This is a genomic window from Pantoea ananatis PA13 (assembly GCF_000233595.1).
GTDB lineage: Bacteria > Pseudomonadota > Gammaproteobacteria > Enterobacterales > Enterobacteriaceae > Pantoea > Pantoea ananatis.
On sequence record NC_017554.1, the window covers coordinates 2870790 to 2893110 of the forward strand.

Here is a 22321-nt window from a genome sequence, read left to right on the forward strand (position 1 = left end):
TTTCTCGGCACAAAGCCGTTAAATCTGCTGCCAGCTCTGTTGAGCCAGCTGTTGTAAATGCGCATCGCCGCTCTGTTCGGCGCGCAGTTGATACCAACTGGCGACTAACAGATGCAGCCAGGGCTGCCAGCGCGAAACCTGGTGTTGCAATGATGTCAGCGGGATCTGCATGAGCGCGGCATAGTCACCTAGCCACTGCTCTTGCTGAGTGGGATCGGATAAACAGACGGCCGCCAGCTCAAGCGCCACGTCGCCGTCTGCGGCATATTCCCAGTCAATAAGGTGCAGCCCCTGTTCAGACTGAATCAGATTAGCGGGATGCACGTCCATATGCAGCGGTGCAAGGCGTAACGGCCGCGGCTCGCCCTGTCTGGTTAGTCGTTGCAGCTGCTGCAACCAGCGGTGCTGTCGCTGCTGGCAACGCTGCCAGTACTGCCAGAGCAGGGGCAAAAGGGATAAACGGTAACCGGTGAGCGGCTGCTGGTGTAGCCGTTGCAATAACGCAAGTACCTGAGGCCGTGCAGCACGGAATCCGGCATCGCTCATCACCTCACCGTCCTGCCAGGGCAGGATAATGCCGTGCCGGTTACCCGCCAGCGGGCGCTGCACCAGGCCGCTCAGCCGCAATTTACGCAGCATGCGCCCTTCGCGCTGGCGATTAACGAAAGGTATCGCTGACTGTGGCGCCGGGCGGAGGAGAAGCCGTTCGTTTTGTGTGACGATCTGACAGCTCTGCCCGGTTAATCCTGCCAGCGGTGTTACCGTTACCCGATGCTCGCCCGTTGTTGCCTTGATCAGTTGCAGAAGCGCCGCATTAATTTTGGGCGACACCGTTTCCAGACCAGATAATTTCACCCGTCTGCACCAGCATCAGCTGCATTTGTAAGGTCGGTGATTTTACATCGCCTTTGGCCGTGCTGTAGAGCACGTACTGCGCGTTGAGATTACGCGCCAGGCCAATCGCCTTGCTGCGCGAGTTCAGGCTGTCGTCTGGCGAAAGGCCAAGTGTTTGTTTCGCCTGCGCCAGCTGTTCTGACGACACCAGAGTGAACTTACCGTTGTTATTCAACGCGTTCTGAATAGCACTGGTCGCCTTTTCACCCTGTAGTGCGCCGTTAGTGCTGTTTTTAATGCGATCGACCAGCAACACGCTTCCCGGCGTCACCGTGGCGGCGCGCACCATTTGTGCGACCAAGGGTTCCACGCTGGCATCCCAGTTAATCGTCACCAGCTTAGGCGGTTGCGGAACAGGTTGAGGCTGGGGGATCGGTTGCTCTGGCTGAGGAACAGGCTGAACCGGCTCCACAGGCTGAGTCGGTTCGACCGGTGCTGGCTGCTGCTGTTTCATCACGCAGCCAGAAAGAATAAGCGCCATCATTAGCGCGCCAGTACGGTTAACACTGCGAATCACGTAACAGTCCTCAGAGATAGATATAGAGACGAACCTTGCTGGCCGTCAGATTACCCAGTTGCGACACCGCAGCGACGCTTCCGTTGGGGGGAACCGTGACAACCTGAGCCGGTTCACGCGGCGTTATTTCAAGCCCTTTGTCGTCGTACCAGTAGTAACGATAGTGCACAACCACCGGCGTTTCACGCTGATTGTAAAGTATGCTGCTGGCACGTTTCTGGCCGTCATGGTCATCCAGCGTTGGCTCGTCGGTAATAATACCCGCCGAGAGGACAGACGACTCCATGACCAGTGACTGCGATGTATTAATCATCGGTTTGTCGCTGCTGCAACCAGTAAGGCTCAGCAACGCCACGGGCAGACATATCAACCATGAACGCATAGCAAGGTTCCCTTCAGGGATCAGTGTGACAGCATCGGGCCAAGCGGCTTGCCGCCCACCAGATGCATATGGATATGATAAACTTCCTGACCGCCATGTTTATTGCAGTTAACAATCAGGCGATAGCCGTCTTCGTCAATGCCTTCTTCCCGCGCAATCTTTGCGGCGGCGGTGAACATCCGACCCAGCGCCTGCTCGTGCGCCGCCTCGACGTCATTGGCGGTTGGGATCAGGATATTGGGGATAATCAAAATATGCGTTGGCGCCTGGGGTGAAATATCGCGAAAAGCCGTTACCAGTTCGTCCTGATACACCACGTCGGCGGGGATCTCCCGACGGAGAATTTTACTGAAAATAGTTTCTTCAGCCATAAAGCAATTCCTTGAGCCTGAGGTAATACCTCAGTATGCGGGAGAAATTCGTTTTCTTTCAACCTCAGGCGACTTTTTCTTGTTATGACCGGCGGCGTTTAACGCATTTAACAGCGCCCGTATGCGAAAAACCGTCTCTCCTGTCTCTGCCCCCTTTGCACTCGTCGCCCCCTTTATGTTGCCTGCGGCCAGACCTGACACGCGCGCTCGCAGGGCTGTCCGACGGGAACTCCCGCTCCATTTGTTTCTACAGGAGACACCTGGACAAAAGTTGCAACAATTGATCAATAAACCACCAATGCTACCTGCCGAAACTATCAACAGCGTGTCGGGTTAACCTGCTTTCTGTGATGCGCGACGCCTGACAGTCAAGAAAACGATTACATCAACGATTAAACAGGATGTTGAATATGAGCATTTTACAACGTGTCAAATTGTCACATCGCCTGATTTTTCTCATCGCTTTTTTCCTTCTCGCCATGGTTGTTATCGCTGTGATCTCTCTTCACTCACTTCGGTCGCTGGCTGCGTCAGAACAGCAGCTCTACGCTTCCCGGCTGGAGCCTGTGCAGATAATGAACGTTGCCGCCCGGGAGATGGCCACGCATTTTCGCCGTTCCTATGCTTACGTCTTTCCGGTTAGCTCCGCCACGCCCGTTGAATCACGCCAAACCACCTCTAAATTTAACCAGAAGTCTCAGCAAGCTGTGCAAAATGCGATTGATTTTCTTAAGCAATCTCAGGATCCGGCGCTGGTTGCTATCACGCAGAAAGTGTTGCAGGCCTGGCCTGACTACCTGGCGTCCATGCAACGCGTCTACGCCCTTGCCAACGAAAACAATGTGGCAGGAGCGCTAAAGGAAATCGCAACGACGACAGATCGTTTACATGTCGCGGTCCGGGATCCCCTGTTAGAAGCCGTAAAGATCTACAATGCGTCCGTCAGCCAGATCATTGACGACAACATTTCCCATATTGACCGAACCTCCTTGATGTTGATTCTGTTAATTAGCCTGACCTTTATCGCCGGCGGCGCACTGGGCACGCTGATATTTTTTTCCGTTATGAAGCAGCTGGGTGCCGAGCCTGACGTTGCCGTCAGAGTGGCGGGCCTGATCGCCGACGGTCATCTTTATGAGCACAACGCCATTAAAGCCGGGGATACCTCCAGCCTGATTTACCAGTTATCCGTGATGCGCCAGCACATCCGCGACCTGATCAGTGAGGTCCAGGAAGCGGCGGAACAGGTAGCCAAATCCTCGACGGAAATCGCCCAGGGTACCCGCGATCTGTCACAACGAACGGAATCACAGGCTTCAGCGCTGGAAGAAACCAGTGCTTCGATGGAGCAGCTGTCCTCAGCCGTACAAAGCAATGCAGACAACGCCAGGATCGCGAACGACGTGGTCAGCAACGCCTTTCAGAAGGTGGCCAGCGGCGGTCAGTCAGTGTCTGACGTTGAGCAGACGATGCGCGCCATTCAGGACAGCAGTAGCAAAATCGGCGAAATCATCAGCGTCATTGACAGCATTGCTTTTCAAACCAATATTCTGGCGCTTAACGCGGCGGTGGAAGCGGCACGTGCCGGGGATGAAGGTCGGGGGTTTGCTGTGGTCGCGGGCGAAGTCAGAAACCTGGCGCAGCGCAGCGCCGTGGCAGCCCAGGAAATTAAAACGCTGATTACAGAAAGTCATTCACGTGTCGAAACCGGCGTGACCAATGTCAGCGTGGCAGGCGAAACCATGAAGGCGGTCATTAAAGAGATTCATCGCGTCAACGACCTGGTGGCTGAGATCAGCACGGGAAGTCATGAGCAAAGCACCGGTGTGAAACAGATCGGTATTGCCGTGGCGCAAATGGATACCGACACGCAGCAGAATGCGGCGCTGGTAGAAGAAACGGCGACCGCAACGGCACAGTTGCAACGGTTATCCGATCGACTGTTGCAGACCACCTCAAAATTTTTGACTCGCGAAGCAAACTGACAGGCTAAAGCGCGATGCCCTGTCAGCCTTAACTTCGGGCAAAAAAAACAGCGTTGAGCCGAGACTCAACGCTGTTTTCGCCGTGCCAGAACGGCATCAGACCTTATGACTTGTTACGGATGTAGTCATCCATATCTGTTTTCAGGTTATCGGATTTGGTGCCGAAAATCGCCTGAACGCCTGAACCGGCCACCACGACGCCACGTGCGCCCAGGTTTTTCAGTTCAGTTTGATCCACTTTGCTTACATCGGCCACGCTGACGCGCAGACGTGTGATACAGGCATCAAGGTTAGTGATGTTTTCTTTGCCACCAAATGCAGACACCAGTTTGCCCGCCATTTCACCGCCGGTCGCGGAAGAAGACTGTTCGCTTGCGCTGTCTTCACGGCCAGGGGTTTTCAGATCCAGCTTCACGATCAGGACGCGGAAAACGGTGTAGTAAACCGCGGCGTAGATCATACCGATAATCGGGAACAACCAGATTTTGCTGCTGTTACCACTCAGGACGATAAAGTCGATCAGGCCATGGGAGAAACTGGTACCGTCACGCATGCCCAGCAGGATACAGATTGGGAAAGCCAGACCGGCCAGAATGGCATGGATGACATACAGGATTGGCGCAACAAACATGAACGAGAACTCGATCGGCTCGGTGATACCGGTCAGGAACGAGGTCAACGCCGCAGAGATCATGATACCGCCCACTTTGGCACGGTTTTCAGGTTTTGCCGAATGCCAGATGGCAATCGCCGCGGCAGGCAGGCCATACATTTTGAACAGGAAGCCGCCAGAAAGTTTACCTGCGGTTGGGTCACCCGCCATGTAGCGAGGGATATCGCCGTGGAATACCTGACCTGCGGCATTGGTGTACTCACCAATCTGCATCTGGAAAGGAACGTTCCAGATGTGGTGCAGACCAAATGGCACCAGCGCACGTTCAACGACGCCGTAGATACCAAACGCCACCACCGGGTTTTGGTAGGCCGCCCACTGAGAGAAGTCCTGAATCGCTGAACCGACCGGTGGCCAGATAAACGACAGCACCAGCCCCATCGCGATAGCCGCCAGGCCCGAGATAATCGGCACAAAGCGTTTACCGGCAAAGAAGCCCAGATATTCGGGCAGCTTAATGCGATAGAAGCGGTTAAACATATACGCGGCGATGGAGCCGGCAATAATACCGCCCAGCACCCCGGTATCGGCAAGGTGTTTTGCCTCAATTTCCGCTGCCGGCAGATGCAGGACTAAGGGAGCGACCACCGCCATGGTTTTCACCATGATGCCGTAAGCCACGACCGCTGCCAGTGCGGAAACACCGTCGTTATTGGTAAAGCCGAGTGCCACGCCAATGGCAAAAATCAGCGGCATATTGGCAAAGACCGATCCACCCGCTTCCGCCATTACATGCGATACCACCGCAGGTAACCAGCTAAAGTTCGCTGAACCAACACCTAATAAAATACCGGCAATCGGAAGAACCGATACCGGCAGCATGAGCGATTTACCAACCTTTTGTAAGTTGGCAAAAGCATTTTTGAACATAGCGTGAAACTCCTGAGTATGAGTGCGTTTTTCGCGCAGTGCGCGTGGTAAAGAGGGAGGTTCTTTACCGGTTGGCGTTATCCGCCTTTTTGATTTATTACGAAGGGTAAAATAAATTACCCTTCGTTACTTTGACGGCTATCACGTTTCGTCAATCACACGCCAGCAGCCGGCCACAACGGCGGTTTTTTTGCTGATTTTTCAGCCAATAAAAGTTGACCCTGTCGAATCACAACAGGGTCAACGAACATAATCTCGTATTTATTACAACGTCTGAAATAACTCTGAATCAGGCACCAAGACGGCTCATCGGCACATGAAACAGCGTAGAAAAGTTTTTTGTAGTGGCGGCGGCCAGCGTCTCAATATCTACGCCTTTCAGCACCGCAAGATAATCGGCAACGTCACGCGTGTAAGCAGGCTGGTTCTCTTTGCCCCGGTAAGGAACAGGCGCCAGATAAGGGGAGTCGGTTTCGACCAGAATGCGATCCAGCGGGACGTAGCGCGCCGCGTCACGAATCTGCTCTGCATTGCGGAAGGTGACGATGCCCGAGAATGAGATATAGAACCCCATATCCAGCAGTTTTGCTGCCGTCGCCTGATCTTCTGTAAAGCAGTGCAGTACGCCGCCACAGCGTTCAACCTGCTCTTCCTTGAGAATGGCCAGCGTGTCTTCACGTGCATCACGCGTATGCACGATAATCGGCTTATTCAGCGCAATTCCGCTACGGATATGTTCACGAAAAGAGTCCTGCTGCTGAGCTTTGGTTTCCTGCTGATAGTAGTAATCCAGCCCGGTCTCGCCCAGCGCGATCACCTGAGGATCGGCGGCCAGGCGGCGGAATAACTCAACATCATACGGCGCCTCCTGATTCAGCGGATGCACGCCACAGGAGAGCGCAATATTTTCACGATCGCCCACCAGCGCTTTCAGCGTACTAAAGCCGGGTAAGGTCGTGGCGATAGCCAGCATGAACCGGACGTCGCGCGCCGCCGCTTTGGCAATCACATCATCAAGATCGTGATGATTTTTCTCATAATCCAGACCATCAAGATGGCAATGGGAATCAACAATAAACATATTTTTCTCAGTCATTTAGCCGGGTAACCTGGGCTTCAGGTTATCTGCCCAACTCAGTAATCTGTCAGTCAGGAGGAGTTCACGATTCACTGCCGCAACCTGTAATAACGATTCACGGCAGCGCATCCAGTCTTGAGCGCTGTTATTGAGTGCCGTTTGCGAGAAGTGCTGCGCCAGCATGGCGACCACGTCCTGACGATCGACGTTAGTCAGCCACTGGGTTGCGCCCTGCTGCCATTTCATCGCATCCAGTATGAATGATAACAGCCAGCCAATCCGTGCCGCGCTGTTATCTGCGTTCAGCACGGGCAGGAGTTGCAGAATGTCCTGTTGCAACGCACCCGGCAGGGAATCGCACAGTTTTTGCCGGGCCTGCCACAGGCAATCATCCAACAGCGTCAGCGCCGCACCGGGCGCACCTGCACTGAGCCGCAGCGCGGCCAGTAGCGGGGCCTCATCATGTTGCCCCTGCTTTCTCAGCCAGGCCAGACTGTGATTTTCATCTGGTGGAGGTAACGTCAGCACCATGCAGCGACTGCGCAGCGTTGCCAGCAGGCGTGAGGGCTCGCGACAGCTTAAAAAGAACCAACTGTTGGCTGGCGGCTCTTCCAGCGTTTTCAGTAAGGCATTAGCCGCCGCCTCGCTGAGCTGAGCCGCATCTGGCAGCCAGACCACCTTGGCACCGCCCTGCTGCGCATAGTGATACATTTTTTCCGTGACCTGACGCACGGCATCAATGCCCAGCGTCGTTTTGCCTTTTTCAGCTTCAAGCCGGTACCAGTCAGGGTGCGTATTTGCCTGCATCAGCTGGCAGCCATGGCAGTGACCACAGCTTTTTAATCCGTCGCGTTGCAGGCACATCAGCCAGCGGCTGATCCCCCACACCAGCGCATCATCGCCCATGCCGTCAAGAGAGGTGATCAACAACGCATGATGGGCACGGCCATCCTGATGCTGACCAATCACCTGGCGGTAAGGTTGATTGAGCCAGGGATACCAGTTCATGCGCGCTGTTCCGCCAGCCAGGCCGTCAGGGTGGCGTGCAGCGCGCTTGTAACCTGCTCAAGCGGCTGAGTGGCATCTATCGTCAGGATACTGTCATCGGCGGCAGCCAGCGCCAGATATCGCTCACGCGTGCGTTCAAAAAAGCGCAGCGACTCCTGCTCAATGCGGTCTAATTCTCCGCGGGCGCGGGCACGCTGTAACCCGGTTTCAGGCGTAACATCGAGGTACAGCGTCAGGTCAGGACGAAAGTCGCCCAGTACCGTATCCCGTAAGGTGCGCATCAGTTCGGCGTCCAGCCCGCGACCGCCGCCCTGATATGCCTGGGAGGAGAGATCGTGACGATCGCCTATCACCCAGGCCCCCCGCGCCAGCGCAGGCTTGATCACCGTTTCCACCAGTTGGACGCGCGCGGCATACAGCATTAACAGTTCCGCTTTATCGGTTACCTGCTCGCCCTCAATGCCCTGCTTGACCAGCACGCGGAGCTGCTCAGCCAGCGGTGTGCCGCCGGGTTCGCGGGTAAAGACAATATCGTCGATTCCACTGGCCCGCAGTGTTGCAACGACCGCATCGCGCGCCGTGGTTTTTCCTGCGCCTTCCAGGCCTTCAATAACAATAAACTTACTGTCCATTTTTTTCCTTTAACACCAGCCGGTAAGCCTGCACGGCCTTGTTGTGGCTGGCAAGATTGGTGGTGAAGGTATGTCCACCTTTGCCATCCGCCACGAAGTAGAGATAGTCGGTTTTTTCCGGATGCGCGGCCGCAATCAGTGAGGCTTTGCTCGGCATCGCAATTGGCCCCGGCGGCAGGCCGCTGATGATATAGGTATTATACGGCGACGGCGTTTCCAGATCTTTACGCGTCAGCGTGCCAGTATAGGCGTTACCCATGCCGTAGATCACGGTAGGATCGGTTTGCAGACGCATCCCCACGCGCAGGCGATTAATAAACACGGAAGCCACCTTAGCCCGCTCTTCACTCACACCGGTTTCTTTTTCGATGATCGACGCCATCGTGACCATTTCCTGCGGATCTTTATAGGGCAGGTTATCCATCCTGCCCTGCCAGACTTCATCGATGGTCTTTTTCATCCGCTGATGCGCGCGTTCCAGCAACGCGACATCGGTGGTGTTTGCGGTGTACAGATAAGTATCCGGAAAGAAACTGCCTTCCAGCGCCTTTTCGTCCAGCTTCAGCGTGCTGGCGACGGTCGCATAGCTGTCATCCGGCAGCGTATGTTTCACGTAGGGCGCTTTACGTAATTCGCTAAGCCACTCTTGCAGGCGTTGTCCTTCCACAAACCGCAGCGGGAATTGTGCCTCTTTGCCGCTGGCGAGCAATTCCAGCAAACTGCGGACCGTCATTGTCGGTTCAAGGCGATAGGTTCCGGCTTTGAATTTGGCCAGCTCAGGCTCCAGTTTAAGCAATGCGCCAAACCAGATGCTGTGAGGGATAATCTTTTGACTTTCCAACTGCGCTTCCAGTGCAACGCGACCGGTTCCTGCCGGCAGCGTGTAGATCGTTTCCTGGGAAAGGGTCAACCGGGTTGCTGCAAGTTGTTTAACCTGCCAGTAACTCACGGCTGCCGCGATGAGCAGGATGACCACAACGCTCACCCCTATTTTTTTGATTCGGCTCATGATGCTTCCATTATCTTTCTACAGCTCGCCTGTAGGTGGTTAAACAAGGTGCGCTGTTCAAACGATAGCGCATCAAGTTGTCGAACGGGTAATACGGGCATCAGCGCGTTGCATACCACAATCTCATCGGCTGCCTGGAGTTGCGCCAGTCCCGCCTGAACCACCTGACAAATCTGACCTGCGGCGCGCATTTCCGCTATCAGACTGCGCCGCATAATGCCGTCAACGCCCGCCTGATCCAGCGCCGGGGTAAAAACCGTGCCGCCGCTTCGCCAGAATAAATTGGCCGCACAGCATTCCACCACCCAACCGTCAGTGTCAAGCACCAGCGCCTCATCGGCGTCGGTCTGCTCAAGGTGGGCACGAATCATCACCTGTTCCAGCCGGTTCAGGTGCTTAAGGCCGGCAAACTGAGGCTGGCGCGCCAGGCGGACCGGGCTCACGGCCAGCCTGACGCCGGTTTGCTGTAGCGCCGCATAATGCGCAGGCCAGGGGGATACCGAAACGATTCGTGTGGTGCCGCTACAACCGCTGCGGCTGTAGCCCCGCCCGCCGCTGCCCGCGCTGATGATGACTTTAAGCACTGCCCTGTCATGTCCGCTGGCCGCGTGTTGCATCTCCTGCGCCAGCGCGGGCCAGTCAACGCCATTCAGCCACAGCCGTTCACAGCTTTGCTGCAATCGCTGCATGTGCCTGTCAAACAGCAGGATTTTGCCGTTGCCGATCGCGGCGGTCGTAAAGCAGCCATCGCCAAACTGTACGGCACGATCGGTGGCCGCCAGCTGGGATTGCTCAGTGCCGTTTATCCACATTGCCGTTTCTCCGGTATCAGAACGTTGCTCGACGATGGCCATGATTTTATCGGTTTCTTCGCGCCGCTGGATAGAAAAAAGGCCCGCATTGCGGGCCTTTACAGCAATCATAAACGGAATGTTTAGATTTTACGGAAAATCAGCGAGCCGTTGGTACCGCCGAAGCCGAAGGAGTTACACAGCGTGTATTCCAGCCCCGAAACCTGACGAGCGGTGTGCGGAACGAAATCAAGATCGCAACCTTCATCAGGATTATCCAGGTTCAGCGTCGGTGGAATCGCCTGGTCGCGCAGGGCCAGAATCGAATAGATCGATTCAACCGCGCCCGCCGCACCCAACAGATGGCCGGTCATGGATTTGGTGGAGCTGACCATTACCGTACTGGCTGCTGCACCAAAAACGGATTTCACCGCCTGGGCTTCCGCTTTATCGCCGGCTGGGGTTGAGGTACCGTGTGCATTGACGTAACCAATCTTATCTGGCGTCATCTGCGCATCACGCAGCGCGTTGATCATCGCAGCGGCTGCACCTGAACCGTCTTCCGGCGGTGAGGTCATGTGATAAGCATCGCTGCTCATCCCAAAGCCCACAATTTCCGCATAGATTTTTGCGCCACGTTTCTTAGCATGCTCATACTCTTCCAGTACGATAATGCCAGCGCCGTCGCCCAGTACAAATCCATCTCGGTCTTTATCCCATGGACGGCTTGCCGCCTGGGGGGTTTCGTTACGCGTCGACAGCGCACGTGCCGCGCCGAATCCGCCAACGCCAAGTGGCGTACTGGCTTTTTCCGCACCGCCCGCCAGCATCACGTCGGCATCGTTATAGGCGATGATACGTGCAGCATGACCGATATTGTGCACGCCAGACGTACAGGCGGTCGCAATGGAGATGCTGGGGCCTTTCAGGCCATACATGATGGTGAGATGCCCCGCCACCATATTGACGATTGTGGAAGGCACAAAGAATGGGCTAATTTTACGCGGGCCACCGTTCACCAGAGAGGTATGGTTGTCTTCAATAAGACCCAAGCCCCCGATGCCCGAACCAATTGCTGCGCCAACCCGGCCTGCATTTTCGTCGGTCACAACCAGACCGCTGTCCTGCATGGCCTGAATGCCTGCCACGATGCCGTACTGAATGAAGTCATCCATCTTGCGTTGATCTTTACGAGAGATAAAGTCATCGCAATTAAAATCTCTTACCAGACCTGCAAAACGTGTTGCATAGGCGCTGGTATCAAAATGGTCGATCAGGTTAATGCCGCTCTGACCGGCAAGGAGAGCACTCCAGGTAGACTCTACGGTATTGCCGACAGGAGACAACATGCCAAGACCAGTCACAACTACACGACGCTTAGACACGTTCGTCCTCCAGGGAGGGATAAAAATGACTATTGTGGGGCAAACATAAAACTCAGGCGGTCATATGACCGCCTGAAGATATTCATTAGCCTTTATGGCTATTGATATAGTCGATCGCTGCCTGAACGGTAGTGATTTTCTCAGCTTCTTCGTCTGGAATTTCAGTATCAAACTCTTCTTCCAGAGCCATTACCAGCTCAACGGTATCAAGAGAATCGGCACCCAGGTCTTCTACGAAAGATGCAGAGTTGGTCACTTCTTCCTCTTTCACACCCAGCTGCTCACTGATGATTTTCTTAACGCGTTGTTCGATATCGCTCATACTATTTAATTTCCTATCAAAACTCGCTTTCGCGATGGTTTTCGTAGTGTATAAAATGTTGAAAAAGATGCAACAAAATCCCGGCTGGTCGAACCACGATTTTACGCTATTGTGCGGTTTTATCCGCAAATAATGCAAATGATTTCGTGATTATCAGACCATATACATGCCGCCATTGACGTGCAGCGTCTCACCCGTGATGTAGGCTGCTTCGTCAGAGGCTAAGAATGCAACGGCATTAGCAATTTCCTGCGCTTCGCCTAAACGACCCGCTGGGACCTCCGCCAGAATACCGGAACGTTGATCTTCGTTCAGTGCCCGCGTCATGTCAGTCTCTATGAAGCCCGGAGCCACGACGTTGACGGTAATGCCACGTGACGCGATTTCGCGCGCCAGTGATTTGCTAAAGCCAATCAAACCTGCTTTTGCTGCAGCGTAGTTTGCCTGACCCGCATTGCCCATGGTTCCAACAACAGAACCGATGGTGATGATACGACCCATGCGCTTTTTCATCATGGCACGCATCACCGCCTTCGAAAGACGGAAAACCGATGTGAGGTTGGTATCCAGGATATCCTGCCACTCATCGTCCTTCATACGCATCAGTAGATTATCACGCGTAATGCCTGCATTATTGACTAAAATGTCCACTTCGCCAAATTCAGCGCGAATTTTCTCTAAAACGCTGTTTACAGAAGCGGCATCCGTCACGTTTAACAGCAGACCTTGTCCTTTATCGCCAAGGTAATCACTGATAGCATCGGCGCCACTTTGGCTGGTTGCAGTACCTACCACTTTCGCACCGCGTGCGGCCAGGGTTTCTGCAATCGCACGGCCGATGCCGCGGCTTGCGCCAGTTACCAGCGCTACTTTACCTTCAAAGCTCATGATTTTCCTCTTATTCCTGTGCAAGCGCCGCAGTCAATGACGCAGTATCGTTCACCGCTGCTGCGGACAGGCCGTCTACAATGCGTTTTGTCAGACCGGTAAGGACTTTACCCGGTCCCATTTCAATAAGTTGCGTGACGCCCTGCGCGGCCATAGCCTCAACGCTCTCGGTCCAGCGGACCGGGCTGTAAAGCTGACGAATCAGCGCATGTCGAATCGCGTCGGCGTCCGTTTCGGCTTTGACATCCACGTTGTTAATGACCGGCACAGCTGGCGCATTGAACGTGATGTTTTCCAGTGTTAATGCCAGCTTATCGGCAGCGGGTTTCATCAGCGCGCAGTGTGAAGGGACGCTTACCGGCAGCGGTAGCGCACGTTTTGCGCCTGCCGCTTTGCAGGCTGCACCCGCACGTTCAACCGCCTCTTTATTGCCGGCGATAACCACCTGGCCTGGCGAGTTGAAGTTAACCGGCGAAACCACTTGGCCCTGCGCACTTTCTTCACAGGCTTTAGCAATCGCAGCGTCATCAAGGCCGATAATTGCCTGCATCGCACCCGTGCCCTCAGGCACGGCTTCCTGCATCAGCTTACCGCGCAGTTCAACCAGCTTGATCGCGTCCGCAAAATTCAGCACACCTGCGCAGACCAGCGCGGAGTATTCTCCCAGGCTGTGACCTGCCATCAGGGCGGGTTGTTGACCGCCCTGCTGCTGCCAGACACGATAGATGGCTACCGAGGCAGCCAGCAAAGCAGGCTGCGTCTGCCAGGTTTTATTCAGCTCTTCAGCCGGCCCCTGGCTGACTAACTGCCAAAGATCGTAACCGAGAACATCAGAAGCTTCACGAAACGTCGCTTCAACCGCCGGATAAGCAGCGGCCAGATCCGCTAACATGCCCACAGTCTGTGAACCCTGACCTGGGAAAACAAAAGCAAATTGCGTCATTTTCAATTCCTGTCAATCAAAAGCGAACCAGCGCAGAACCCCAGGTGAATCCACCACCAAAGGCTTCCAGCAAAATAAGTTGTCCGGGTTTGATGCGGCCATCGCGCACCGCCTCATCCAGCGCACTTGGCACGGATGCGGCAGAGGTATTTCCATGGCGATCCAGCGTCACGACCACTTTCTCCATGGTCATACCCAGTTTTTTCGCCGTGGCGCTGATAATACGCAGGTTAGCCTGATGCGGCACCAGCCAGTCCAGCTCTTCACGCGCAATGTTATTTGCCTGCAAGGTTTCGTCCACAATATGGGCTAACTCGGTGACCGCCACTTTGAAGACTTCATTGCCTGCCATTGTCAAATAAGCGGGCTGATCCTGATTTTCGCGATCCTGATACGGCAGCGTCAACAGTTTCGCATAGCGACCGTCAGCGTGCAGGTGAGTTGAAATGATCCCCTGCTCTTCGCTCTGGCCCAGCACAACAGCGCCGGCACCATCACCAAACAGGATGATCGTCCCACGATCGTCTGGATTGAGCGTACGCGCGAGGACATCGGCACCGATGACTAACGCATGTTTAACGGAACCGTTTTTAATATATTGATCGGCCACGCTTAACGCATAGGTAAAGCCGGCACAGGCTGCTGCGAGGTCAAACGCCGCACAGTCTTTGATGTCAAGCATCTGCTGAATCAGGCAGGCAGAGCTTGGAAAGGCGTGACTGGACGAGGTGGTCGCAACGATGATCAGACCGATATCATTGGCGTCAACGCCTGCCATTTCCAGTGCACATTGTGCAGCCTGATGTCCCATACTTGCGACAGTCTCATCCGGCGCAGCAATACGGCGCTCACGAATGCCGGTACGGGTAACAATCCACTCGTCCGAAGTCTCCACCATTTTTTCCAGATCGGCATTGGTGCGGATCTGGCTGGGCAAATAACTGCCCGTACCGATAATTTTGGTAAACATCTAGGCTTTGTCACTCCTGGCTAATACAGCGTCCAGACGGGCGGCAATGCGTTCAGGCACCTGCCGCCTCACCGTCTGCTCGGCCTGATTGATCGCCACGGCAAAAGCATGTTGATTTGCTGCACCATGGCTCTTTATCACTGTCCCGCGTAATCCTAACAGACAAGCGCCATTATACTGGTCGGGGTTGAGATGCCCGAAGCGCCTGACCAAACGCTTTTTCATCCAGCGCCCCAGCAACGTCAGCCACCACGACCGCTTCTTACCTTCCTCTGATGACTTGAACAGAGAAAGAAACATTCTTACTACGCCTTCCATTGTCTTCAGAGTGATGTTTCCTGCGAAACCATCACAGACCAGCACATCCGTTTTGCCAGTCAGTAAATCATTACCTTCAAGGTAACCAATGTAGTTAATCTGCGGCAATGCCTTGAGACTTAACGCCGCATCGCGGATGCTTTCAAGCCCTTTATGCTCTTCATGACCAATATTGAGAAGTGCCACACGGGGATTCGCAATCCCCAACACTTCTTCCGCCATCACTGAGCCCATTACCGCAAACTGCACCAGCATCGCACTGTCTGAGTCGACATTGGCACCTAAATCTAAAATGACCGTTTTTCCCTTCTGCTGATGGGGTAAAACGGTCATAAGCGCCGGACGTTTAATCCCGTCCAGCGGCTTCAGTAATAATGTCGCCAGCCCCATCAGCGCGCCCGTGTTGCCGCTGCTGACGCAGGCCTGAGCCCGCCCTTCTTTAACCAACTCTAACGCCACTCGCATAGAACTGCCGCGGCTGTTACGGATGGCTTGTGCGGGTCGCGCATCACTTGCAATAACTGATTCGGCAGGCACAACCTGCAGTCGCTCCAGCAAGGAGGAATCCGCTTTGGCAAGCAATGGCGTGAGAATGTCGGGATCTCCGACAAGAAGAAGGATAATTTCCGAATGAGAGGCCAGTGCCTGCAATGCTGCAGGCACCGTCACGCAGGGACCGAAGTCCCCGCCCATGGCATCGATAGCCAGGGTCAAACGTGCCAAGGTATCGCCTTGCTAAGCAAAGAACTTACTTAACGATAACCTTGCGACCGCGGTAGTAACCGTCCGCAGTGATGTGGTGACGCAGATGAGTTTCACCAGAAACTTTATCTACTGACAGAGTGGCAGTGGTCAGCGCATCGTGCGAACGACGCATACCACGCTTAGAACGGGTGGGTTTATTCTGTTGTACGGCCATGGACCTTACTCCTATTACTTACGCTTTAAACTGGCTAATACGGCAAATGGGTTTGGTTTTTCTGCCTCTGCAGGCAACTGACCAAAGACCATGTCCGCCTCGGACACTTCACAGTGTTCAGAATCGTGCACCGGAACCACAGGCAGCGCGAGAATAACTTCATCCTCGATAACTGCCAGCAGGTCAATCTCACCAAACTCGTTGACATCAACCGGCTCGTACGCTTCCGGCAACGCTTCGGCCTGCTCGTCAGACGACACAGGACTGAAGCAATAGCTTACGTGTACATGATGTGGAAAAACCTGGTTGCAGCGCTGACAACGTAGCGTAACCTGTACATCAGCAGTACCCGTCAGTACTGCCAGACGCTGGTTGTCAACCGCAAACGACATGACACAATCTACATCACTGTCCACACTGACGACCGACTCAGCAACACGCTCAACCTGTTGAGAGGTATAAACACCTTGATAATCCAGGCGTTTTTGAGCGGTGCGGACTGGGTCCAGCGTCAGGGGTAATTTTACCTTTTGCATAGGGCGCGCATATTAACTTTGTAATCACATAGAGTCAAAGAAAAAGGCCGTTTACCAGCATCTTTCAACCACTATTCGCATCCAGTGCGGCGCACAGTTTAAAATGACTGCCACCAATTCGCTATCAATATTGAAAAAAAATGACAGCATCGATTCTTTTAGCATCAACGTCGCCCTTTCGTCAGGCACTGTTAGCGCGGCTGGGCCTGCCTTTCACGGTCGATTCGCCGCAGACAGATGAAACGCCGTTAGCGCATGAAAGCGCGGAAGCGCTGGTCACCCGATTAGCCATCGCCAAGGCGCAGGCGCTGGCCCAACGTTATCCTGACCACTGGATTATTGGTTCTGACCAGGTCTGCGTGCTGAATGGCGTGATAACCGGGAAACCCCATACGGTTGAAAACGCGGAAGCACAGTTGCGGGCCGCCAGCGGCCAGCGCGTAACGTTTTATACCGGGCTGGCGCTATACCACCCTGCCAGCCAGCGCTTAATGCAATGCTGTGAGCCGTTTAGCGTCCATTTCCGCACGCTAACCGACGCCGAGATCCGTGCCTATATAAAGAAAGAGCAACCGCTGCAGTGCGCAGGGAGCTTTAAAAGCGAAGGGTTGGGGATTTGTTTATTCGATCGTCTTGAGGGACGCGATCCGAATACGCTGGTCGGTTTACCGCTTATCGCGCTCAGCAATATGCTGCGAGAAGCAGGCATCAACCCCCTGTCGGATTGATGCCCGGCGCGTCAGATTTTCTGCTGGCGCAGCATCGTCAGGCAATGCTGCAACTTGTCATCCAGTGGCGCTTCCATGCGGAGCGTCTCACCCGTGTTGGGATGCGTAAAGGTCAGCGCGGCCGCATGCAGGAACAAGCGGTTAAGCCCCGTAGAGGACAGCTGGCTGTCAAACGCGCGATCGCCGTAGCGGTCGTCGAATGCAATAGGATGACCGGCATGCAGCGTATGCACACGAATCTGGTGGGTACGTCCGGTAACCGGGCTGGCTTTTACAAGGGTGGCGAAGTCGAAGCGCTCTTCCACTTTAAACCGGGTTTCTGAAGGCTTGCCGTCGCTGCTCACGCGTACCATGCGCTCACCGCTTTGCAGAATGTTTTTCAGCAATGGTGCCTGAACCACTTTCAGATGCGATGGCCAGTTACCCTGAACCAGCGCCAGATAGTCTTTCTGCATGCCTTTCTCACGCAGTTGTTCATGCAGCGAGCGCAAGGCTGAACGCTTTTTGGCCACCAGCAGGACGCCAGAGGTGTCACGATCCAGACGGTGCACCAGCTCCAGGAAGCGAGCCTCAGGACGCAGGGCGCGCAAGCCTTCTATCACGCCAAAGCTCAGGCCGCTGCCACCGTGTACCGCTGTACCGGACGGCTTATTCAGCACCAGCAGGTGATCGTCTTCAAAGAGAATGGCATTGGCTAAAGAAGCCACTTTGGCCAGCTTGGGCGAAACGCCCTCTTCGTCCCGTTCGGCCACCCGGACGGGCGGGATACGCACCTCATCGCCCTCTTCCAGCTTATATTCTGGCTTGATGCGTTTCTTGTTAACCCGCACCTCGCCTTTACGCACGATGCGATAAATCATGCTTTTCGGCACGCCCTTTAACTGGGTGCGCAAAAAGTTGTCAATGCGTTGTCCGGCATTTTCAGCCGTGATGGCGACAAAGTGTACGCCTGGATTCTCTGTTTTCATGGCGGCGATTCTAAATAGTGTCCCCTGATAGCGCCACCCCTTTTTCTGTGCTTAACTCTTTGCGTCTCGTCAGGAAGCGTAATGTGATTGCTGTGATTTTCAGCAGCGCGGGTGCACTTCTTGTCGTAGGGTTCTTAAAATGTAAAGAAAATTGATCAGTGAGTTAAAGTCACCTTGCTATATGAAGGTTAGCAGTGGAATAATGCTTGGGTTTCTTAGCTGAAGATTCAGATAAGAAAAAAAACGAAATTAGTTATTTTGTCGGATTGAGCAGACACGCAGCAATGGCGTAAGACGTAATGCGAAATCAGACACTTAGCGGGCTGCGGGTTGCGGCCTGGACATGAGATGGAGTGCACGGGTTTACTGAATTATCTCTCGCATTTCCACTATCTGGTGCTGTTGTTCCTTATGAAAAACAGGCCACCGACGTTATTTGCGCCCCTCGCGCGGTCGATAACCGTGAGGTTGACGACATTGCACTAAGTCACGGGGCCATCGGTTGATACTCGTCCAGGGTAACTATGCCCGCAGCTTTAATCACTCATGAAAGAATAACGAGTACGTTACGATGAAAAGAATGTTAATCAACGCAACTCAGCAGGAGGAGTTGCGCGTTGCCCTGGTTGATGGTCAACGTCTGTACGATCTGGATATCGAAAGCCCAGGACACGAACAGAAAAAAGCCAATATCTACAAAGGTAAAATCACCCGTATCGAACCCAGCCTTGAAGCGGCCTTCGTCGATTACGGTGCAGAACGTCACGGTTTCCTCCCTCTGAAAGAAATTTCCCGCGAATACTTCCCTGCTAATTACAACTCACACGGTCGTCCGAACATTAAAGACGTGCTGCGTGAAGGTCAGGAAGTCATTGTTCAGATTGATAAAGAAGAACGCGGCAACAAAGGCGCTGCGCTCACTACCTTTATCTCTCTGGCAGGCAGCTATCTGGTATTGATGCCAAATAACCCGCGCGCGGGTGGGATTTCACGTCGGATTGAAGGCGATGACCGTACCGAACTGAAAGAGGCGCTGTCGGCGCTGGAACTCCCCGATGGCATGGGGCTGATTGTTCGCACGGCGGGCGTCGGTAAATCAGCCGAATCGCTGCAGTGGGACCTTAGCTTCCGTCTGAAGCATTGGGAAGCCATCAAAAAAGCGGCTGACAGCCGCGCGGCCCCGTTCCTGATCCATCAGGAAAGCAACGTGATCGTGCGCGCCTTCCGCGATTATCTGCGTCAGGATATCGGTGAGATTCTTATCGATAACCCTAAAGTGCTGGAGCTGGCACGTCAGCATATCGCCGCGCTGGGCCGTCCGGACTTTAGCAGCAAAATTAAGCTCTACACCGGTGAGATTCCGCTGTTCAGCCATTACCAAATCGAATCGCAAATCGAATCCGCTTTCCAGCGTGAAGTTCGCTTGCCGTCAGGCGGCTCAATCGTTATCGACAGTACCGAAGCGCTTACCGCCATCGATATCAACTCCGCCCGTGCCACGCGCGGTGGCGATATTGAAGAAACCGCCTTTAATACCAACCTGGAAGCGGCCGACGAAATTGCTCGCCAGCTGCGTCTGCGCGACCTGGGCGGCCTGATCGTTATCGACTTCATCGATATGACACCGGTTCGTCACCAGCGCGCGGTTGAAAACCGTCTACGTGAAGCCGTCCGTCAGGATCGCGCCCGTATTCAAATCAGCCATATTTCACGTTTTGGCCTGCTGGAGATGTCCCGCCAACGCCTCAGCCCGTCCCTGGGCGAGTCCAGCCACCATGTGTGTCCACGTTGTAGCGGCACCGGCACTATTCGTGATAACGAATCTCTCTCGCTGTCCATTCTGCGCCTGATTGAAGAAGAAGCGCTGAAAGACAACACCAAAGAAGTGCATGCTATCGTGCCGGTCCCGGTTGCCTCTTACCTGCTGAATGAAAAACGTGAAGCGGTAAATGCTATCGAGAAACGTCAGGGCGGCGTACGTGCGGTCATCGTGCCGGACGACCGGATGGAAACCCCGCACTACTCCGTTCTGCGCGTGCGCAAAGGCGAAGAAACGCAAACGCTGAGCTATCACCTGCCGAAACTGCATGAAGCCGAGATGGCGATGCCATCTGAAGAGGAGCATGCTGAGCGCCGCCGTCCAGAGCAGCCTGCTCTCGCAGCCTTTGTGATGCCCGATGCGCCGCCAGCACCGGCCGAAGCCTCACCGGAAGTGGCCACACCTTCAGCGACTGTGACGCAACCCGCACCAGCGGCCGCGCCGGCCAGTGAAGGTTTTGTCAGCCGTCTGCTGAGCGGATTGAAAAAACTGTTTGCTGGCGAACCTGCTCCGGCGGCTGTCGAGCCGGTTGCCGAGGTGACGGCCCCGCAGAAAACCAGCGAGGACGAGAACGGCAACCCGCGTGGCGATCGTCGTAATAATCGTCGCAACAACAACCGTCGCGAACGTACCCCGCGCAACGGTGATAACGCACAACAGCGCGAATCTCGCGATAACCGTGACGCTCGTGATAACCGTGATAACCGTGATAACCGTGATAACCGTGATAACCGTGGTGAGTCTCGAGATAATCGCGAGCCGCGTGAAGACAATCGTCGTAACAAGCGTCAGGCCCAGCCTAATGAGGTGCGTGACGATCGTCCGGTACTGAGCGATGAAGCGCGCCAGCAGCGTGATGAGCAGCAGCAACAGCGCCGCGAACAACGTGCTGAACGTCAGCGTCGTCGTCAGGAAGAGAAACGTGCTCAGCAGGACGCTAACAGCGCGGTGGAACAAACCGCCGAAGCGGTCGCGCCTGCTGCTGTGGATGCGCAGGAAGACGAGCGCGTTCAGGTGATGCCACGTCGCAAACCGCGCCAGCTGACGCAGAAAGTCCGCGTTGGTGATAACAATGACCAGCCGCAGGCCGCCGCCGTTGAATCAGCCGAATCGGCTGACGTTCAAAAGGTGCAGCCTGTTGTCGAAACGTCGCAGGTTGAAGAGACGGAGGAGAACGAAGGTCGCGATAATGCCAATATGCCACGTCGTTCACGCCGTTCACCTCGCCATCTGCGCGTAAGTGGTCAGCGTCGCCGTCGTTACCGTGATGAACGTTATCCGACTCAGTCCGCGATGCCTTTAGACGCTGCTGCGGCTTCGCCTGAAATGGCGTCCGGCAAAGTCTGGATTCGCTACCCGGTCGCGCAAGCGAATGAAGAGCAAATCGTTCAGGATGCGCCTCAATCGACACCGGACTACAGCCGTGAAGAGACTGCACCTGCTGTTGCCCTGCCTGTCGCCACTGAGGAAGCGCCGGCTTCACAGGCTGCGCCAGTACAAATCGCAGAGCCGCAGGCTGACGCCCCGGTTACCGTGGTGAATACTGACGATACTCAGGCCATTGAAGCCCCGGTTCATCATGAACCTTCGGTGATTCCAGCCGCCGCTGAAGCCGGTGCTGAAGCGATCGCGCAACAGGCTCAGCCTGCTGACGCTGTCGAAGCGCCGGAAGTGAGCGTGCCGGAGGTGAACGTGCCGGTTGTCGCAGAATCCGCGCCTGAAGAAACGGCGGATGAGCATGCGGGCACTGAAGTCAGCGCTGCGACCGAAGCGCAGGTGGAAGAGGTTTTACACGCGCCTGTTGCCGCTGAGGAAGCCATTACGCCGGTTAGTGAACCTCATGCACCTGTTGCCGCACGCGACATCCCTGTTGAGGCATTAAAAGCCAACGCCGAAACGCGCTGGAAGCACTTTGCTTCTGCACCGATGACCAAGGCGCCTGCGCCAGTGTGGCAACCCGAGCCTGCCCGTCAAAGTGACTGGCAACGTCCGGCCTTTAAATTTGAGGGCAGAGGTTCTGCTGGCGGCCACAGCGCCACCCATCAGGCTACTGCACCTGCCACCAAGCCGTAAGGCGCGCTAGCAGCACACATGAACCCGGCTCCGGCCGGGTTTTTTATTGCATGCTCGGCGTAACAGGCGATGGTTCGGGGATACGCAGCCCTTAACTGAATGCGGCTCTCAGACAGGGCAGCGTTACAGGGATAAAACCGCGCGCGCGAGTCACGCGTTAACGCATGCTTCTCAGAGTGGCCTTGTGGCAACGCACAGGCTGCAGGCAAAAAAAATCCCACCGTCCCTTATCAGGACGGTGG

The 22321-nt window shown here is 54.9% G+C and carries 22 protein-coding genes; 3 read left to right on the forward strand and 19 right to left on the reverse strand.

What is annotated here, in order from left to right:
• Positions 1-18: 18 nt before the first annotated feature.
• Genes thiK through hinT form a run of 4 tightly spaced genes read right to left on the reverse strand, consistent with a single transcriptional unit; the run spans position 19 to position 2164 of the window.
• Positions 19-855 (reverse strand): thiamine kinase, encoded by an 837-nt coding sequence (gene thiK / locus PAGR_RS13505; protein WP_014606125.1) that lies wholly within the window; start codon positions 853-855, stop codon positions 19-21.
• Positions 815-1411, reverse strand: coding sequence for a penicillin-binding protein activator LpoB (gene lpoB / locus PAGR_RS13510; protein WP_013025378.1), 597 nt, complete (start codon positions 1409-1411; stop codon positions 815-817). Before lpoB ends, thiK begins: the two co-directional genes overlap by 41 nt.
• 10 nt (positions 1412-1421) lie before the next feature.
• The gene (locus PAGR_RS13515; protein ID WP_013025377.1) at positions 1422-1793 is read right to left on the reverse strand and encodes a YcfL family putative periplasmic lipoprotein; all 372 of its coding nucleotides are present in this window, start codon (positions 1791-1793) and stop codon (positions 1422-1424) included.
• Positions 1794-1813: 20 nt separating this feature from the next.
• Complete coding sequence (hinT, locus tag PAGR_RS13520; RefSeq protein WP_013025376.1) at positions 1814-2164, reverse strand: purine nucleoside phosphoramidase; 351 nt, start codon at positions 2162-2164, stop codon at positions 1814-1816.
• A gap of 410 nt (positions 2165-2574) precedes the next feature.
• Between hinT and PAGR_RS13525 the strand changes: the two genes are divergently transcribed.
• Positions 2575-4149 carry a methyl-accepting chemotaxis protein gene (locus tag PAGR_RS13525; protein ID WP_014606126.1) on the forward strand — a complete coding sequence of 525 codons (1575 nt, stop codon included), beginning with the start codon at positions 2575-2577 and terminating at the stop codon, positions 4147-4149.
• A gap of 103 nt (positions 4150-4252) precedes the next feature.
• On the opposite strand, the gene ptsG is transcribed toward PAGR_RS13525, so the two are convergent.
• From ptsG to yceD, 14 genes are all read right to left on the reverse strand, one after another.
• Positions 4253-5692 carry a PTS glucose transporter subunit IIBC gene (gene ptsG, locus PAGR_RS13530; RefSeq protein ID WP_013025374.1) on the reverse strand — a complete coding sequence of 480 codons (1440 nt, stop codon included), beginning with the start codon at positions 5690-5692 and terminating at the stop codon, positions 4253-4255.
• Positions 5693-5981: 289 nt separating this feature from the next.
• The gene (locus tag PAGR_RS13535) at positions 5982-6773 is read right to left on the reverse strand and encodes a metal-dependent hydrolase (protein ID WP_026020996.1); all 792 of its coding nucleotides are present in this window, start codon (positions 6771-6773) and stop codon (positions 5982-5984) included.
• 15 nt (positions 6774-6788) lie between these two features.
• Positions 6789-7778, reverse strand: a complete 990-nt coding sequence (gene holB, locus PAGR_RS13540; protein WP_014606127.1) for a DNA polymerase III subunit delta' — start codon at positions 7776-7778, stop codon at positions 6789-6791.
• Positions 7775-8410: a dTMP kinase gene (gene tmk, locus PAGR_RS13545; protein WP_014593431.1), complete on the reverse strand. Its 636-nt coding sequence runs from the start codon at positions 8408-8410 to the stop codon at positions 7775-7777. Before tmk ends, holB begins: the two co-directional genes overlap by 4 nt.
• The gene (gene yceG, locus PAGR_RS13550; protein ID WP_013025370.1) at positions 8400-9419 is read right to left on the reverse strand and encodes a cell division protein YceG; all 1020 of its coding nucleotides are present in this window, start codon (positions 9417-9419) and stop codon (positions 8400-8402) included. Before yceG ends, tmk begins: the two co-directional genes overlap by 11 nt.
• Positions 9416-10231 (reverse strand): aminodeoxychorismate lyase, encoded by an 816-nt coding sequence (gene pabC / locus PAGR_RS13555; protein WP_044042559.1) that lies wholly within the window; start codon positions 10229-10231, stop codon positions 9416-9418. The genes yceG and pabC overlap by 4 nt, the downstream gene beginning before the upstream one ends.
• A gap of 122 nt (positions 10232-10353) precedes the next feature.
• Positions 10354-11595 (reverse strand): beta-ketoacyl-ACP synthase II, encoded by a 1242-nt coding sequence (fabF, locus tag PAGR_RS13560; RefSeq protein WP_014606129.1) that lies wholly within the window; start codon positions 11593-11595, stop codon positions 10354-10356.
• 85 nt (positions 11596-11680) lie between these two features.
• Positions 11681-11917: an acyl carrier protein gene (acpP, locus tag PAGR_RS13565; protein WP_003849865.1), complete on the reverse strand. Its 237-nt coding sequence runs from the start codon at positions 11915-11917 to the stop codon at positions 11681-11683.
• A 153-nt stretch (positions 11918-12070) separates the two neighbouring features.
• Entirely contained in the window at positions 12071-12805 is a 735-nt protein-coding gene (gene fabG, locus PAGR_RS13570) for a 3-oxoacyl-ACP reductase FabG (RefSeq protein WP_014593428.1), read from the reverse strand.
• A 10-nt stretch (positions 12806-12815) separates the two neighbouring features.
• Positions 12816-13748, reverse strand: a complete 933-nt coding sequence (gene fabD, locus PAGR_RS13575; RefSeq protein WP_014593427.1) for an ACP S-malonyltransferase — start codon at positions 13746-13748, stop codon at positions 12816-12818.
• 16 nt (positions 13749-13764) lie between these two features.
• Positions 13765-14718, reverse strand: coding sequence for a beta-ketoacyl-ACP synthase III (locus PAGR_RS13580; protein WP_014606130.1), 954 nt, complete (start codon positions 14716-14718; stop codon positions 13765-13767).
• Positions 14719-15759 carry a phosphate acyltransferase PlsX gene (gene plsX, locus PAGR_RS13585; protein WP_013025363.1) on the reverse strand — a complete coding sequence of 347 codons (1041 nt, stop codon included), beginning with the start codon at positions 15757-15759 and terminating at the stop codon, positions 14719-14721. It abuts the gene before it with no gap.
• 25 nt (positions 15760-15784) lie between these two features.
• Positions 15785-15955: a 50S ribosomal protein L32 gene (rpmF, locus tag PAGR_RS13590; protein WP_013025362.1), complete on the reverse strand. Its 171-nt coding sequence runs from the start codon at positions 15953-15955 to the stop codon at positions 15785-15787.
• Positions 15956-15969: 14 nt separating this feature from the next.
• A complete protein-coding gene (yceD, locus tag PAGR_RS13595) occupies positions 15970-16491 on the reverse strand; it encodes a 23S rRNA accumulation protein YceD (RefSeq protein ID WP_014593425.1) in 522 nt (173 codons plus the stop codon).
• Between the two features lie 140 nt (positions 16492-16631).
• Between yceD and PAGR_RS13600 the strand changes: the two genes are divergently transcribed.
• On the forward strand, positions 16632-17219 hold the full coding sequence (locus PAGR_RS13600) for a Maf family protein (RefSeq protein ID WP_013025360.1): 588 nt from the start codon (positions 16632-16634) through the stop codon (positions 17217-17219).
• Between the two features lie 11 nt (positions 17220-17230).
• Here PAGR_RS13600 and rluC read toward each other — a convergent pair whose 3' ends face one another.
• Positions 17231-18187: a 23S rRNA pseudouridine(955/2504/2580) synthase RluC gene (gene rluC, locus PAGR_RS13605; protein ID WP_014606131.1), complete on the reverse strand. Its 957-nt coding sequence runs from the start codon at positions 18185-18187 to the stop codon at positions 17231-17233.
• A gap of 571 nt (positions 18188-18758) precedes the next feature.
• On the opposite strand from rluC, the gene rne reads away from it, so the two are divergent.
• A complete protein-coding gene (gene rne / locus PAGR_RS13610; protein ID WP_014606132.1) occupies positions 18759-22079 on the forward strand; it encodes a ribonuclease E in 3321 nt (1106 codons plus the stop codon).
• Positions 22080-22321: the final 242 nt, after the last annotated feature.

What these genes read in the sequence shown, in the direction of transcription:
- PAGR_RS13600 (WP_013025360.1), top strand. Translation starts at nt 16,632, where the DNA reads ATGACAGCATCGATTCTTTTAGCATCAACGTCGCCCTTTCGTCAGGCA.
- yceD (WP_014593425.1), bottom strand. Translation starts at nt 16,491, where the DNA reads ATGCAAAAGGTAAAATTACCCCTGACGCTGGACCCAGTCCGCACCGCT.
- holB (WP_014606127.1), bottom strand. Translation starts at nt 7,778, where the DNA reads ATGAACTGGTATCCCTGGCTCAATCAACCTTACCGCCAGGTGATTGGT.
- ptsG (WP_013025374.1), bottom strand. Translation starts at nt 5,692, where the DNA reads ATGTTCAAAAATGCTTTTGCCAACTTACAAAAGGTTGGTAAATCGCTC.
- tmk (WP_014593431.1), bottom strand. Translation starts at nt 8,410, where the DNA reads ATGGACAGTAAGTTTATTGTTATTGAAGGCCTGGAAGGCGCAGGAAAA.
- rpmF (WP_013025362.1), bottom strand. Translation starts at nt 15,955, where the DNA reads ATGGCCGTACAACAGAATAAACCCACCCGTTCTAAGCGTGGTATGCGT.
- acpP (WP_003849865.1), bottom strand. Translation starts at nt 11,917, where the DNA reads ATGAGCGATATCGAACAACGCGTTAAGAAAATCATCAGTGAGCAGCTG.
- PAGR_RS13580 (WP_014606130.1), bottom strand. Translation starts at nt 14,718, where the DNA reads ATGTTTACCAAAATTATCGGTACGGGCAGTTATTTGCCCAGCCAGATC.
- PAGR_RS13535 (WP_026020996.1), bottom strand. Translation starts at nt 6,773, where the DNA reads ATGTTTATTGTTGATTCCCATTGCCATCTTGATGGTCTGGATTATGAG.
- hinT (WP_013025376.1), bottom strand. Translation starts at nt 2,164, where the DNA reads ATGGCTGAAGAAACTATTTTCAGTAAAATTCTCCGTCGGGAGATCCCC.
- PAGR_RS13525 (WP_014606126.1), top strand. Translation starts at nt 2,575, where the DNA reads ATGAGCATTTTACAACGTGTCAAATTGTCACATCGCCTGATTTTTCTC.
- yceG (WP_013025370.1), bottom strand. Translation starts at nt 9,419, where the DNA reads ATGAGCCGAATCAAAAAAATAGGGGTGAGCGTTGTGGTCATCCTGCTC.
- fabD (WP_014593427.1), bottom strand. Translation starts at nt 13,748, where the DNA reads ATGACGCAATTTGCTTTTGTTTTCCCAGGTCAGGGTTCACAGACTGTG.
- PAGR_RS13515 (WP_013025377.1), bottom strand. Translation starts at nt 1,793, where the DNA reads ATGCGTTCATGGTTGATATGTCTGCCCGTGGCGTTGCTGAGCCTTACT.
- rluC (WP_014606131.1), bottom strand. Translation starts at nt 18,187, where the DNA reads ATGAAAACAGAGAATCCAGGCGTACACTTTGTCGCCATCACGGCTGAA.
- rne (WP_014606132.1), top strand. Translation starts at nt 18,759, where the DNA reads ATGAAAAGAATGTTAATCAACGCAACTCAGCAGGAGGAGTTGCGCGTT.
- pabC (WP_044042559.1), bottom strand. Translation starts at nt 10,231, where the DNA reads ATGTGGATAAACGGCACTGAGCAATCCCAGCTGGCGGCCACCGATCGT.
- fabG (WP_014593428.1), bottom strand. Translation starts at nt 12,805, where the DNA reads ATGAGCTTTGAAGGTAAAGTAGCGCTGGTAACTGGCGCAAGCCGCGGC.